The organism is Catenulispora subtropica, from assembly GCF_039531675.1.
In the GTDB taxonomy this organism is placed as follows: Bacteria; Actinomycetota; Actinomycetes; order Streptomycetales; family Catenulisporaceae; genus Catenulispora; species Catenulispora subtropica.
Genome location: NZ_BAAAQM010000066.1, coordinates 45,446 through 59,686, shown reverse-complemented (window position 1 = coordinate 59,686; position 14,241 = coordinate 45,446). Strand labels below are relative to the sequence as shown.

Below are 14,241 nucleotides of genomic sequence, written 5' to 3'. Positions count from 1 at the left end.
CTGACACCGCCTGCCCGGTGTGATGGGCTTCGCCCGCCGACGCGACGGGAAGACCGGAACCTCAGTTTTCAAGAAGCCAGGCACCGGCACCGCTTCAAGGCCGCTTCTTAGCCGGCGGCGGCTGGGTCCCGGGCATCTCCGAGGATGAACGAGCATCCACTTGTACTGATATCAGTGCTCGGCGGCCCATGCTTGATCACGATTGGATCACGAGCAGCAACCCCTGTTCTGACCGGACGTCATAGCGATCGGGACCACCGATCACCCAGGGGAGGACGTCATGCAGGAGCGGAACGACGACCACAGAGAGCCGCCGTCTTACGCTTTGCGCGATTCCTACCCGCGGCGGGCGGATGGATACCGGCCAGCGCGCAACCAGCCCTCGCCGCCGCAACCACGCAGGCGCACCGGGTTGATCGCCACGACTGTCGTCTTGGTTCTGTTTGCCGGCGGCGCCTTCGGTGTCATCGCGACTGGCGTCCTCAAGCATAAGAACGCTGAGCCCTCGGCCGGAGGCACGGTTAGTACACCAAGCACCGTCGCAACGACGCCGACGTCGCCAAGCAACTCACCGACGCCGCCGCAGGCATCCTCCACATCCGAGCAGCTACCTGCCTATGTTTCGACGCCTCCCGCCGACTTCGTCGCCGGGACGTTTTACACATACGTCGATAGCGCACCAGCGCAACAGGCCCCTATGGACATGGTCAACGAGGTGTTCGCCTCCCCGTCGATCAGGGCGAACTACTGGGACGGAACCGGGCATCCGACCGCTGCCGCACTATGTGGCGCTACAGCGCCGAACCTTGCAATGGTCAGCAGCCCGGCGGACGCGGCGAAGACTGGGATTCGTGTCGTCACGGTCAACCTCTTCGACAAGGGACAGCTCGCACCACAGCAGGCACAGGTCTCCGTCGATCAGGCCAAGGGGCTGATCACCAAGATCGAGTGTGTGCCGAGTGCGCTGCCGAGCTTCCCGGGAGCCAAGATCCTCGCTCAGCACTTCGGGGCGGACATCTACCAGCAGGCGCAAGGCGGAACCTCGCCCACCACTCCGGCACCGACCTACGCCCCCACGTCTGCGAACGCGACCGTCGGGCCGTGGCTCAACTTCGAGACGTCCGTCTGCGCTCAGTACCAGCCGACCAGCTGGATCTTCTATCCGATCGCTGTCACCAGCAGCGGTGCCGCCTGGCGCTTCAGCCGCGACGGCATCGACGCCAGGCAGGAAGTCTTCGTCGACCCGACGACCGAGCAGATCGAGCGCACCCTTTGCTCGGGATTCCCCGACATCCCCGCCCCGGACAGGGCAGCCGCCGGGAAGAAGCCTGGGGACGGTCTCTACGATCCGGCGACGTTGCTGGTGAAGAACGTATTCGCTGCCTATACCTACGAGCGCACCCAAATCAGTGCCGGCGCTCACCCGACCGACGAGGTCGCCCCCTACTTCATCTCCAAGGCAGCCTTCGACAACGCGCTCAGCAGCACCGGCCCGGCGCCGATGCTCTGCAGTAAGGCGGTCGGCGAGGCGCTGCCCGTTGCGAACGGCGTGGTCTCGGGATCGACGGAGACCATCAAACTGGCTCTGTCGGCTGGAGGTCCGCCCGGCCGCAACACCAAGACGCTCGGCAAGGCCGTCGTTGCCGTCGACCTCACGACCATGAAGATCAAGAGCGTTACCTGCAAATGACCTGCGAACTCCCCGAATCCTGACACCTGTCGAGAGTCGAGCGTTCCGAGCCGAATGACGCCGGCGGCAATCACATCGCCGCCGGCACGGCTGGTTCCGATCGTCGCGGTCGCCTGCCACGTGGTCTCCAGGGCGGCGATCACGAACACCGGTCACTACTGAGTGCCGAGTCCGTCGAAGGTCGCGTACTGTCCACTCAGCTTGGTGACCGTGATGGTGTGGCTGCCTGCGGAGAGGCCGGCGGCGCTGTAGACGACGGTGTTCGAGTGGCGTTGGCCGTCGGCGGGCACGGTGCTGACGGTCTGCTGCGTGCCGCCGTCGATCGTGATGCCGATGGTCCCTTGGTCTGTGTACTGCTCGCCGAAGACCTCGATGAATGGGCCGGTGAAGGTGGCGGTCGCCGTGGAGCCGTTCGTGGTGGCGTAGTGGATGTCGTCGCCATAGTCGCCCAGGCCGCGGTTGGCGTTGTACGCGAAGCCGCTGTAGGTGATCGAGGAGTCGGTGTCGTTGAGGCGGTGGATCGGCGGCAGTGCGAAGGCGAAGCCGTCGAGGGTGGCGTACTGGCCTGAGAGCTTGGTGACCACGATGGTGTGGCTGCCAGGGTTCAGTCCGGTGGCGGTGAACACCGGGACGTTGGAGTGCCGCTGCCCGTCGGCGGGGACGGTGTTCGCAATCTGCTGAGAACCGCTGTCGATGGTGATTCCCAGGGTGCCCTCGTCGATGTACTGCTCGCCGAGGACCTCGATCAGGCTGCCGGTGAAGGTGTAGGTGGCGGTGGCCCCGTTCGCGGTCGCGTAGTGGATGTCGTCGCTGTAGTCGCCGAGGCCGCGGTGGGAGCTGAGGGCGAAGCTGTTGTAAGCGATCGATGGATCGGTGTCGTTGGTGCGCAGTGTCGGTGGCGCGGTGTCGGCGGTGCCGAATCCGTCGAGCGTCGTGAACTGGCCGGAGAGCTTGGTGACCACGATGGTGTGGGCACCGGGACTGAGGCCGGCGGCTGTGAAGACCGGTACGTTCGCGTGGCGCTGCCCGTCGGCGGGGATCGTGTCGGCCGTTTGTTGGGCGCCGCCGTCGATGCTGACGCCGACCGTGCCCTGGTCCGTGTACTGCTCGCCGAACACCTGGACGAAGCCGCCGGTGAACGAGTAGCTCGCTGTGGAGCCATTGGCTGTCGCGTAGTGCACGTCGTCGCCGAGGTCGCCCGTGCCGCGGCCGGCGGAGTATGAGAAGCCGCTGTAGGTGATCGACGGATCCGTGTCGTCGATACGACCGGTGACCCAGATCTGCGAGGCGGACGTTCCGGCGGGGACCGTCACCACGAGGAAGCCGCTGGACAGGCGTTGGATGTCGGAGGCGCTGATCTGGGTGCTGCCAGCGTATATCAGAGTACTGGAGGTGAATCCCTCGCCACCGATCAGCACCTGGTTCGCGCTCGACGTCGGTGACACGTAGTACGCCTTGGGAGCGAGCGGCGTGTGCCCGGCGGTCACGCCCGCGCCGGAGATCAGGTTCGCCGGGATGTCACCGGGACCCGGGGCCGCGGAGATCGTCGTGTTGCCGCTGGCATGGGTATCGGTCGCCGCACTGCACACGTAGCTTCCATACGGCGCCGAGAAGTAGTTCCCGCTGACCCAGATGTGCCCGGTCGAGGAGCAGCCGCCGGTGGCGTTCTGCCCGGCGCTGAACGCGGCGTTGCCCTGCCAGTTGATCCACTCCGAGCCGGCGTCGTCGTAGTACGTGAAGTCGGTGTTGCCGCCGTTGTAGGCGACGTTGCCGGTGGCCTGCAGTCCGTGCGCGAGGGTCTGGGCCGGGTCGGCCTGGTTGTACGGCACGGGGTTGCCGTTCGCGTCGACGTACTGCGACTGGTGGCCCTCGGCGTAGATCGCGCCGCCGTCGCTGCGCACCGTCAGGAAGTCGTGGAACAGGTTGTCGCTGATCGTGTTGTCCTCGTTGATGTTGGTCGAGTTCTGCGGCGTGCTCGCCTGGTCCACGTGGCCTTGGATCACGCCGGCCGTGATCCCGTCGTAGGGCAGGTCGTAGAGGTCGTTGTGGGTGATCGTGGTGCCCCGGGAGAACAGCAGCGTGATGCCGGCGGCGGAGGAGTAGTCGGTGCCGACGTGGTGGACGACGTTGTCCGAGACCGTCGTCCCGGTCAGGATCTCGTTGGTCCCGATCGTGTCCCCGGCCACCGCCGACGCGTTGGGCGTGCAGTTCTGCTTGATCAGCGCCGGATCGTCGGGGTCGGTGGCCGGGTGCGGGTTCGTGGGGTTCGGGTCGTGGGTGCAGCCGAGCAGGATGCCGGTGGAGGCGATGTCGGTGAACTCGTTCCCTGAGATCAGGGTGTCGGTCGACCCGTACATCACGCTCAGGCCCGCGCCGCCGAGTTCGGCGAAGCGGTCGCCGCTCAGCGTGATCCGGTTCGCGGCGCTGAAGGCCACGTTCGCCAGCGGCTGCGTCAGCGAGCCCCACGGGCATGAGCCGTAGGGGTTCGAGAAATGGCACATGGCCTGGTTCGTGGCGCCGGTCATCCGCAGATTGCTCTGAACGTCGGCGAACCCGGCCGAGGACGAGGGGCCGTTCCAGGTGGCGTAGGAGAACTGGAGGCCGCTGAAGGTCAGGTCGTGCAGCGGCGTGGCCAGCGTGCCCGCGCCCTGCACCAGCGACTCCAGGCGGGGGAGTTCGACGTCCAGGCTGCTCATCTGCTGGCCGGCGGCGGGTTGGTAGTACAGCGTGTTCGCGGCCGCGTCGAGGAACCACTGTCCGGGGTGAAGCAGGGTTCGAGCGTTCTCGATGAGGGCCGGCATGGTGCTGGGGTTCATCGACGGCAGGCCGCCGCTTCCCTGGCTGAACGCGGACCGGGCGGTGACGTCGGCCCAGCACGGCTGCGTCATGGTCAGCGTTCCGGCCGAGTAGGCCGCCACGCGGCAGCGGGACTCGGTCCACGAGCCGTTCGCCGCCGGATAGTCGAATTCGATCCCTGCGATCTGCGCCGCGGTCAGCTGGCCGAACCAGCTCGTGGCGGCGCTGTCGCCGCTGATGGTGTAGCCGGTGGAGGTGCCCGACCATCCGCCGCGGAAGCCCAGGGCTCCGGGACCGGCTTCGGCGATCGGCGCTTCACGGCCGTTCACGTACAGCTGCCGCGTGGCGCTCCCCGCCGGTACCGGCGCCGACCAGACACCCGAGGTGCCGACCTGGGTCCAGTTCGTGACCTGCGACGCCCCGGAGATCACCGGGTGCGCTCCCGCCGCGGCCCGCCACACCACGGGATGGCCGCCGCTGCCCGAGTCCGTCGGGCCGAACGCCCAGGTGGCCGTGAGCCGATAGGTGCCGTCGCCGACCACGACGGTGACGTCGGCGCCGGTGGTCGAGGGGGACAGGCTCCGCACGGCGCTCTGCGCACCGGCCAGCGAGCACGGAGCCGCCTGGGTGCACGCCGAACCCGAACCGGTCGGGGAGGCGTACAACGTCGCGGAGGTGGCGGCCGACGCGTGTCCGGGGACGAACACGGCCGTCGCGGCCGCGAGGAGGGCGGCGCCGGCTCCGGCGAGCCGCCGGGGGTGAGGGGATGTCACGTGAGCAGCCTCCTTGGCCGTCATTCATCCGATGTAAGGGAACGAAGGACGTCGATCTCGTAGCGTGTGACGAGATCAGTGCGGAGCTGATCGCTCGGTCGAGCGGAAACATCGGATGACAGTGCGACGGGAACGGTAACTGCGGGTTCAGTCGGCGTCAATACTCGAAGCCGCCGCGAAGCGCCGCGCCAGGACCGCGAACGCCTCCGTGAGTTCGGCCGGGCCGACCACCTCGACGGCGGCGTCGAACGTGCCGAACGCCGCCGCCAGGCTCGGCCAGGACCACGAGCCCAGCACGAGCCGGCACCGGTCCGGGCCGGCCTCCTCGACGCCGCCGTCGCGGGTGTAGCCCGCCACGACGGCGGCGGGCAGGTCGAGGATCACCTCGCCGCGACAGGGCCAGGCGCCGGACTCGTCCGCGCCCCGGAACCGGGCCACGACGAAAGCGGACGCGTCTCCGCCGGGCACCTCGCGCGGCGCGAAGCGTGGTCCGGTGGGGGTCCGCGGGGTGAGCCGATCGGCGCGGAAGATGCGCCAGGCGGAGCGATCGAGGTCCCACGCGACCAGATACCAGCGCCCGGCCCAGGCCAGCAGGTGGTGCGGCTCCACCTTTCGGGGCGCCGGACCGGCGGGATCGTCGTCCGACACCCCGGGGGCGGCGTAGTCGAAGCGCAGCACTTCGCGGGCCCGCACAGCCGCGCTCAGCGCGGCCAGCACCCGGCTGTCGACCTGCGGGCCGGGCCGGTCGGCGGGGTCCGCCACCGTGGCGACCCGCAAGGCGTCGATGCGGTGGCGCAGACGGGCCGGCATGACCTGGCGGACCGTGGCCAGCGCGCGGGCGGCGTCCTCGGCGATGGCGGCACCGGTGGCGGAGGCGGTCTGGAGCGCGACGGCCAGCGCGACGGCCTGCCCGTCGTCGAACAGCAGCGGCGGCAGCTCCGCGCCGGCCCCCAGCCGGTAGCCGCCGTCGGGACCCTTGATGGCCGCGATGGGATAGCCGAGCTCGCGCAGCCGGTCGACGTCGCGGCGCACCGTGCGCGGGCTGACCTGCAGTCGTTCGGCCAAAGCGGCACCCGGCCAGTCCCGGCGCACCTGGAGCAGGGACAGCAGAGCGAGCAGGCGCGCTGAGGTCGTCGACATGAGATCGATTCTGCCCGAGAAGAGGACACAGCCTGACCTCTACCGCTGGAAGTGTGCTCCTCGAAAGCCCTGTACCACCTCGAAAAGACAAGGAACCGCCATGTCCGTCGACGTTGTGACCCATCTGAACTTCCGAGGCGAGGCCCGCGAGGCGCTCACCTTCTACCAGTCCGTCTTCGCAGGCGACATCGCGCTCGTCACTTACCAGGACGCCGGGAACGTCACCGACCCCTCCGAAGCCGACCAGGTCATGTGGGGCCAGGTCGCCGCCGACAACGGCTTCCGCGTGATGGCCTACGACGTGCCGTCGCGGATGCCGTGGAACCGCGGCGAGAACAGCTTCTTCGTGTCGCTGCGCGGCAAGACCGCCGAAGAGGTCACCGCGCACTGGGAGAAGCTCAGCGACGGAGCGACCGTCGTCCAGCCGCTCGGCCCGGCGCAGTGGGCACCCCTGTACGGCATGCTCGTCGACCGCTTCGGCATCACCTGGGTCGTGGACGTCGTCAACCGATGAGCGCCTGCGCCTGCACGGTCGCGGCCGCGAACCGCTCGGCCGGGTCGGCGCCGGCCGTCAGCACGTCGTGCATCGCCGCGGCGGTCATGTCCTGCACGGCGCGGAACCCTCCGAACACCGCTCCCCGCGTCGCCGGGGAGTCCGTGGTCGCGCGCAGCTGTTCCAGGGCCGCGAGGTGATGGGGCCGCTCGGCGTACCAGCCGTCAGCGTGTAGCCGCGCGATCGCGGTCTCCGTCAGCGGGACGAACGCCCGGGAGTCGGCCTGCTCCGCCGGCTCGGCTCCCGGTGCCGCCAGATACTGCAGGAACGCCAGCGCCCCGTCGGTGACGTCCTCGTCGAGCCGGTCGGCCAGCCACAGCGAGTCGCCGGCGACCAGGTTCCCCGCGAACGGGACCCGGTCGTTGTACGGCATCGGCGCGGCCACCGCCTCGAAGCCCGCCGCCCGGGCGGCGCGCATCACCGGCCCGGCCTCCACCGAGGAGTTCAGCATCAGAGCCACGCGCTGCTCCGCGAAAGCGTCGAACACGCCCTGCCAGCCCATCGGCGCCCCGGTGTAGAAGAACGCTCCTTCGCGGTGCAGGCGCTGCCACCAGGTGACGAACTCCAGCATCTCCGCTCCGGCCAGGCCGACCTTCTCGGCCGGGCCGGACCGGCCGTTGTCGGGCTCGGCGAGCAATCCGCCCTGCTGGGCCACCGACTGCTCGAAGAACCAGCTCTGGTTCGGCCACGCGACACCGTGCTCCGGCCCGCCGCGCAGCAGCGCCAACGCCGAGCACGCCCGCTCGACCTCGGCCCAGGTCCGCGGCGGCGCGGCCACCCCGGCCGCGGCCAGCAGCGTCATGTTCGCGTACAGCACGGTCGTCGACGGATTCCGCGGCATCGCCAGCAGCTCGCCGTCGAACGTGTACGCGGCCCGGGCGTTCGGCAGCAGATCGCCGACCACGACCGGGACCCCGAGCACCTCGCTCCGGCCGCCGATCGCCGCCTCCAGGGACCGGAACAGCGGCGCGCCGTCGGCGGCCCGCGCGTCGCGCGCCTCCTGCGTGAACGAGTACTGATAAGCAGCCACCTGCGGCGCCCGCCCCTCGGCGACCGCCGCCGCCATCTCCTTCGGGACGAACCGCACATCCACCCCCCGCACCCGCACCTCGAACTCCGGATGCTCACGATTGAACTCCTGGGCCCGGCGCATCGCCGGCGCGGTCAGTTCCGGCAGCAACGGCCAGTGGTTGAGCCAGACTTCGAGGGGGCGGGGTCGGTTCATCGTCGTCGTCGATCCTCTCCGGCTGTGCGCAGGCATCATTACCACCTTTCGCCGCCGCCGCCCCGCCCCGCATCTTCCGAATTGCCGCACACCCGAAGATGCCGCCCGCCGCGCCGCCGCCGGAGCATGAGCGCATGACAGTGACCGAAGACGTCGCCTCCGGCGCGCGGCCCTGGGCCGACGACGAATACGTGTTGCGCACCCTCACCTCGCCCGAGGAGGAACTCCTCGTCGACGCCGTCCTGGCCGACGCCTTCGGCCTGGAGGGGCTGGCCGCCGGCCCGCCGGAGTTCTCGGTGTTCGAACCCGAGCGCAACGCGCTCGTCGAGTTCGAGGGCGAGCCGGTCGCCAACGTCGGCGTCTTCACCCGCGATCTCATCGTCCCCGGCGGGCGCATGGCCGCGGCGCACATGACCCGCGGCGGGGTGCGGCAGACCCACCGCCGCCGCGGCCTGATGACCCGCCTGATGAACTACCACCTGCGGACCGCCCGCGACGAGCACGGCGAGGCGCTCGCGGTGTGGTGGGCCAGCGAGGCGAAGATCTACCGCCGCTACGGCTGCGGTCTGGCGGCCCGCAACGTCGGCCTGGCCGTCGACTCGCGCGAGGCGCGGATCCCGGACCTGCGCGCCGGCGGCCGGCTGCGCGAGAGCGAGCCGTCGGCGGCGGCCGAGGACATCCGCCGCGTCTACGAACGCGTCCTGCCGCACCGCCCGGGCTGGTCCAGCCGGGACCGCGCGACCTGGGCCATGCTGCTGGCCCAGCTGCCGATGGAGATGCGGCAGGGCTACTCCGCCCAGCGGGCGCTGCTGTACCAGGACTCGGACGGCATCCAGGGCTACGCCCTGTGGCGCCGCAAGAACGAGTGGACCGGCGACATCCGCGGCGGCGAGGTGAACGTCGGCGAGGTGGTGGCCGCGACCCCGGACGCCTACGCCGCGCTGTGGGACTTCCTGCTGTCCGTCGACCTGACCCGTACCGTCCGCCTGGACTTCGCCTCCGCCGAGGAGCCGCTGTTCCTGCTGGTGAACGAGCCCCGGGCCCTGCACGCGACGGTGAGCGACGGCCTGTGGATCCGGATCCTGGACGTCCCGACCGCCCTGGCCGGCCGCCGCTACAGCGCCCCCTTGGACGTGGTCCTGGAAGTCCGCGACGACATGCTGCCGGAGAACACCGGCCGATGGCGTCTGACCGTCGGCGCCGACGGTGTCGGGCGGTGCGCCGCCACCTCCGACGCACCAGACCTGAGCTGCGACATCGGTGTGCTCGGCGCGGCCTACCTCGGCGGCACGCCGCTCGGCTGGTCGGCCGGCGCCGGCCGTATCAGGGAACTGCGGCCGGGCGCGCTGGCCGCCGCCTCCGCCGCCTTCAGCTGGCCGACCCAGCCGTCCGCGCTCGGGATCTTCTGAGCCCCCGTCCCCGCAAAGCAGGAAGGTCCCGCCCGATGACCCAGACCTCTGACATGTTCACCACCGAGCCCGACACCTGCCCGGTGCTGGGCCCGTCCGCCGGCACGGCCGCGACCGCGATCCCCACCCCCGAGGAGCTGATCGCCCGTGCCGAGGCGTTCCGGCCCTCCCTGGTCGCGCGCCAGCTCGAGACCGAGCTGCTCACCCGCTACCCGGACGACGTCCACACCGCCTTCTCCGAGGCCGGCTTCTACCGCATCATGGTGCCGCGCCGCTACGGCGGCTACGAGTACGGGCTCGACACCTTCCTGAAGGTCGCGATGGCCCTGGCCCGCGGCTGTCCCTCGACCGGCTGGATGTACTGCCTGGGCGCGGCGCACGCCCTGGCCGCGGCCACCCTGTTCGGGCCCGAGGCCCAGGCCGGGTTCTTCGAGACCGGCGAGTTCATCTGCCCCGCGGTCGTCGCCCCCGGCGGCACCGCCCGCCGGACCGAGGACGGCGGCTGGGAGATCGACGGCGCCTGGCCCTACAGTTCCGGCGCCCCCTACGCCACCCACCTCATGGGCCACGCCATGATCGTGGACGACGGCGAACCGCGTCCGCTGCTGTTCGTGGCGCCGCGCCGCAGCTTCACCGTCCTCGACGACTGGGGCGACCAGCTCGGGCTGAAGGGCAGCGGCTCCAACACCATCGCGCTCGACCACGCGCGCATCCCCGGGCACTGCGGGCTGGAGGGCGCGCACCTCAGCGAGATCGTGGTCACCGACGGCACCCCGGGCCTGACCCTGCACGGGAACCCGCAGTACGGCGGCGCGCCGCTCAGCTCGATGGCCCTGGAGGGCGCGGCGCTGGCGGTGGGCATGGCCCAGGGCGCGCTGGACGCGTACGAGGAGATCCTGCGCACCAAGACCACCCTCGCCCCGCCGATCACCCCGCGCATGGAGAACCCCGACTACCAGCGCTGGTACGGCCAGGCGGTCGGGATGGTCGCGGCGGCCGAGTCCATCACCCTGGACACGGTCCGGCGCTGGCAGGACCTGTGCGCCGCCGGTCCCGCGGCCTTCACGCTGCAGGAGGACCTGAAGCTGGCGCTGATCTGCCGGGAGGCCGCCGAGCTGGCCTGGCGCGCGCTGGCCGAGATCATCCAGCCCACGGCCGGGACGGGGTCGGTGCGCAGCGGTCAACGCCTGGAACGGATCTGGCGCGACCTGTCGACCGGCCACAGCCATGCCGGGTTCGCGGTGCTGCTGACGACGGTCATCAGCCGGGCCGTCGCGCAGCTGAGCTTCGGTGTCCTGCCGGGGGTGGCGGCATGAGGGCCAACGTCGTCCCCGCGCCGGGGGAGAACTGGGTGCCGCGCGACGTCCCGGCCCCGGAGCCGGGACCGGGCGAGGTGCTGGTCCAGGTGCACGCCAGCGGCATCTGCCACAACGACCTGCTGGTCAGCCGGGGCGCGCTGCCGTTCCCGCGGCTGGATCCGGTGATCACCGGGCACGAGGCGGCCGGCCGGGTCGCGGCGGTCGGCCCGGGCGTGCTGACCCGGGAGGTCGGTGACCGGGTCGGGGTCACCTGGGCCCAGGGCACGTGCGGCCGCTGCGACTACTGCCGCCGGAACCTGCCGTTGACCGGGCAGTCGATGATGAGCTGCGCCGCGCCGGTGATGACCGGCATCACGGCGCCCGGGGTGCACGCCGACTACGTCGCGGTGCGCGCCGAGAGCACCGTGCTGCTGCCGGAGAAGGTCGCGTGCACGAAGATCGCGCCGATGATGTGCGCGGGCTACACCGCCCTCAGCGCGCTGCGGGCCGCCGAGGCCCGGCCCGGGCAGCGGGTCGCGGTCGTCGGGATCGGCGGGATCGGCCACCTGGCGCTGCAGTTCGCCAAGGCGTTCGGCCACGAGACCGTCGCGGTGACCCGGTCGCCGGACAAGGCGGAGCTCTGCGAACAGTTCGGCGCGGACCTGGTGGTCGCGGACGGCGCCGGGCTGCGGGCGGCCGGCGGCGCGGACGTGGTGCTGGTGACCGGCACGTCGAACGCCGCCGCCGCCGACGCGCTGCCGGCCGTGGCCCCGGACGGCGTGCTGGTGCTGGCCTCGATCGATCCGTCGGAGCTGCTCACCGTGCCGGCGGCGGCCGTGCAGTGGGCGAGGCGGCAGCGGATCGTCGGCGCCACCCACGGCGGTCTGGACGTGCTGGCCGAGGCGCTGGCGCTGCAGAAGGCCGGCAAGGTCACGCCGATGGTCGAGGTGTTCGCCCCGGAGCAGGCCGCCGAGGCGGTCGAGCGGCTGGCCAAGGGCGAGGTCCGGTTCCGCGCCGTGGTGGAGTACGACCCGCACTGAGCGATGACAGCACCCTGAGAGATGACCCCGGTGGCCGCGCGTCCGTACCGTCCCGGTGCGGACGCGCGACTTCGACAGGAGACTCATGCCCAACCTCACCCGAATGCAGTTCCTCGCGGCCGGCACGGCCGTGGCCGGCGGCGGCCTGCTCGCGCTGGGCGAACGCGAACCCGCGACGGCCGCCGCCGGGACGAAGGGCGTGGCGACGGCCGGATCGGCCGCGGCGCCGGCGCCGTTCACCGAGCGGATGCCGGTGCCGCGGGTGCTGGAGCCGGAACGGGACGGCGGCCTGGACCGGTACCGAATACCGATCCGGCCGGGCACCGCGCAGATCCTGCCCGGTCTGCAGACCCCGGTCTACACCTACGGCCCCGACTTCCTAGCCCCGGTCATCCGGGCCCGGACCGGGCGTCCGGTGACCGTCACGTTCGCCAACCTGCTCGACGAGGTGACCAACGTGCACCTGCACGGCGGCCACGTGCCGGCGGGCATGGACGGGCACCCGCTGGACGTCATCCAGCCCGGGGCCAAGCGCGACTACACCTACCCGAACGGGCAGCGCGCCTCGACGCTGTGGTTCCACAGCCACGCGCACATGATGGAGGGCGAGCACACCTACAAGGGCCTGCACGGGTTCTACATCATCGAGGATCCGGTCGAACGCGGGATGGGCCTGCCGACCGGGGACTACGACGTGCCGATCCTGTTGCGCGACGCGCAGTTCGACGCCGCCGGCAACCTGGTGTTCGGCAATCCCGCGCTGCGGACGACCGTGCTGGCCAACGGCAAGGTGCAGCCGTACTTCCCGGTCGAGGCGCGCAAGTACCGGATCCGGTTGCTGAACGCCGCGGTCGAGGGCGTCTTCCAGCTGACCCTGGACGGCGCGCCGATGGTGCAGATCGCCTCCGACGGCGGACTGCTGCCGGCGCCGGTGCCGCGTACCGACCTGACCATGTGCTCCGGTGAGCGGGTGGAACTGGTGGTCGACTTCGGGCGGTGCGAGCCCGGCTCCCAGGTACTGCTGAGCGATCCGACCCGCGGGCCGGTGCTCCGGTTCGACGTCGGCCCGCGCACCGGCGACGACAGCCGGGTGCCGGACCGCTTCCGTCCGCTGCCGGTGCTGCCGCGGGCGACCAACACCCGCGACGTGGTGCTGAGCTTCGATCTGTCCGGCCCGCAGCCGGTCGGCCTGGTGAACGGCCGGCCCTACGACCCGAACCGCGTCGACTTCGTCATCCGCCGCGGCACCACCGAGATCTGGAACGTCACCAACGGCGACGGGGCGATGGGCTTCCTGCACGACTTCCACATGCACCTGACCATGTTCCGGGTCCTGGACCGCACCGGCGCCCCGATGACCCCGAACGACGCCGGCCTGAAGGACACCGTCCTGATCCCGCCGGGCACCACGGTCCGGGTGCAGGCCACGTTCGACGGATTCCTCGGCCGGTACGCCTACCATTGTCATTTCATGGAACACGCCGACGTCGGCATGATGGCGCAAATGGAGATCGTTCCCTAGCCGTGCCGGGCGGGGACGCGGGAATGCCGCGGCGGTGTCGACCGCCGCGGCATTCCCGTCATGGTCGTGGAAGTGTCAGCCGGCCGGCGTATACCGCAGATTCACCATGTCGCCCTCGGTTTCGGCGCCGAGCGGGGTGAGCCGGAAGGACGGCCCGCCGGGGTTGTCGAACAGGCGCACGCCGTCGCCGACGAGGACCGGCGCGAGGTGGATCAGGATCTCGTCCACCAGGCCGGCGGCCAGGCACTCCTTGCCCAGGATCCCGCCGATGAGGACGACGTTCTTGCCGTCGGCCGCCTTCTTCGCGGTGGCCACCGCGTCGGCGACGTCGCCGGTCAGGAAGGTGACGTCGGGGTCGCCGGCCTCCGGCGGGTTGTGGGTGAGCACGAACACCGGGCCCTTCAGCGCGCCGCCGTAGACCTTCTGGCCGGCGTTCGCGCCGGAGTCATAGCTGTTGCGCCCGGCCAGCGCGGCGCCGGTGCTGGCGATGATGTCCTGGAAGGTCTGCGGCGACGGGCCGCTGAATCCCCGCATCCAGTCCATCGTGCCGCCGGGACCGGCGATGTATCCGTCCAAGGACATTGTCGTGTGCCACAAGACCTTTCCCATGCGCCCACCTTAAGGGCCGGGCGCCGCACCCGAATGTGTTCTCTGATATCCGGCGTGTCGGGATTGCCGGCGGGATTGGCGAGCTGCGGGGCGGGCACAGCGCAATCTGGAAGATGTGCCGGGGCCGCGGCGGGTGCCAGTGTTCGCACCGACCGGGCCGGGACGGGAGGGCCACGTACCGCCGGC

The 14,241-nt window shown here is 70.9% G+C and carries 10 protein-coding genes; 6 read left to right on the top strand and 4 right to left on the bottom strand.

The annotated features are described in order from the left end of the window. Positions 1–280 precede the first annotated feature (280 nt). Positions 281–1,690: a YML083C domain-containing protein gene (locus tag ABD466_RS37990; protein WP_344662119.1), complete on the top strand. Its 1,410-nt coding sequence runs from the start codon at positions 281–283 to the stop codon at positions 1,688–1,690. A 155-nt stretch (positions 1,691–1,845) separates the two neighbouring features. On the opposite strand, the gene ABD466_RS37985 is transcribed toward ABD466_RS37990, so the two are convergent. Continuing rightward, on the bottom strand, positions 1,846–5,259 hold the full coding sequence (locus tag ABD466_RS37985) for a hypothetical protein (protein WP_344662118.1): 3,414 nt from the start codon (positions 5,257–5,259) through the stop codon (positions 1,846–1,848). A gap of 147 nt (positions 5,260–5,406) precedes the next feature. Next, entirely contained in the window at positions 5,407–6,399 is a 993-nt protein-coding gene (locus ABD466_RS37980) for a helix-turn-helix transcriptional regulator (RefSeq protein WP_344662117.1), read from the bottom strand. 100 nt (positions 6,400–6,499) lie between these two features. Between ABD466_RS37980 and ABD466_RS37975 the strand changes: the two genes are divergently transcribed. Beyond that, entirely contained in the window at positions 6,500–6,913 is a 414-nt protein-coding gene (locus ABD466_RS37975; protein ID WP_344662116.1) for a VOC family protein, read from the top strand. Here the strand turns inward: ABD466_RS37975 and ABD466_RS37970 are convergent. Then, on the bottom strand, positions 6,903–8,177 hold the full coding sequence (locus ABD466_RS37970; protein WP_344662115.1) for an extracellular solute-binding protein: 1,275 nt from the start codon (positions 8,175–8,177) through the stop codon (positions 6,903–6,905). The two genes, ABD466_RS37975 and ABD466_RS37970, sit on opposite strands and share 11 nt — an antisense overlap. Positions 8,178–8,311: 134 nt before the next feature. Between ABD466_RS37970 and ABD466_RS37965 the strand changes: the two genes are divergently transcribed. The 4 genes from ABD466_RS37965 to ABD466_RS37950 all read left to right on the top strand — a co-directional run bounded on the left by ABD466_RS37965 (position 8,312) and on the right by ABD466_RS37950 (position 13,446). Further along, positions 8,312–9,586 carry a GNAT family N-acetyltransferase gene (locus ABD466_RS37965; protein WP_344662114.1) on the top strand — a complete coding sequence of 425 codons (1,275 nt, stop codon included), beginning with the start codon at positions 8,312–8,314 and terminating at the stop codon, positions 9,584–9,586. A 53-nt stretch (positions 9,587–9,639) separates the two neighbouring features. Then, positions 9,640–10,902 carry an acyl-CoA dehydrogenase family protein gene (locus ABD466_RS37960; protein ID WP_425558842.1) on the top strand — a complete coding sequence of 421 codons (1,263 nt, stop codon included), beginning with the start codon at positions 9,640–9,642 and terminating at the stop codon, positions 10,900–10,902. Continuing rightward, entirely contained in the window at positions 10,899–11,924 is a 1,026-nt protein-coding gene (locus tag ABD466_RS37955; RefSeq protein ID WP_344662112.1) for an alcohol dehydrogenase catalytic domain-containing protein, read from the top strand. The genes ABD466_RS37960 and ABD466_RS37955 overlap by 4 nt, the downstream gene beginning before the upstream one ends. Positions 11,925–12,009: 85 nt before the next feature. Continuing rightward, positions 12,010–13,446: a multicopper oxidase family protein gene (locus tag ABD466_RS37950; protein WP_344662111.1), complete on the top strand. Its 1,437-nt coding sequence runs from the start codon at positions 12,010–12,012 to the stop codon at positions 13,444–13,446. Positions 13,447–13,521: 75 nt separating this feature from the next. Here the strand turns inward: ABD466_RS37950 and ABD466_RS37945 are convergent, their stop codons facing one another. Further along, positions 13,522–14,055, bottom strand: a complete 534-nt coding sequence (locus tag ABD466_RS37945; RefSeq protein WP_344662110.1) for a dihydrofolate reductase family protein — start codon at positions 14,053–14,055, stop codon at positions 13,522–13,524. Positions 14,056–14,241 lie beyond the last annotated feature (186 nt).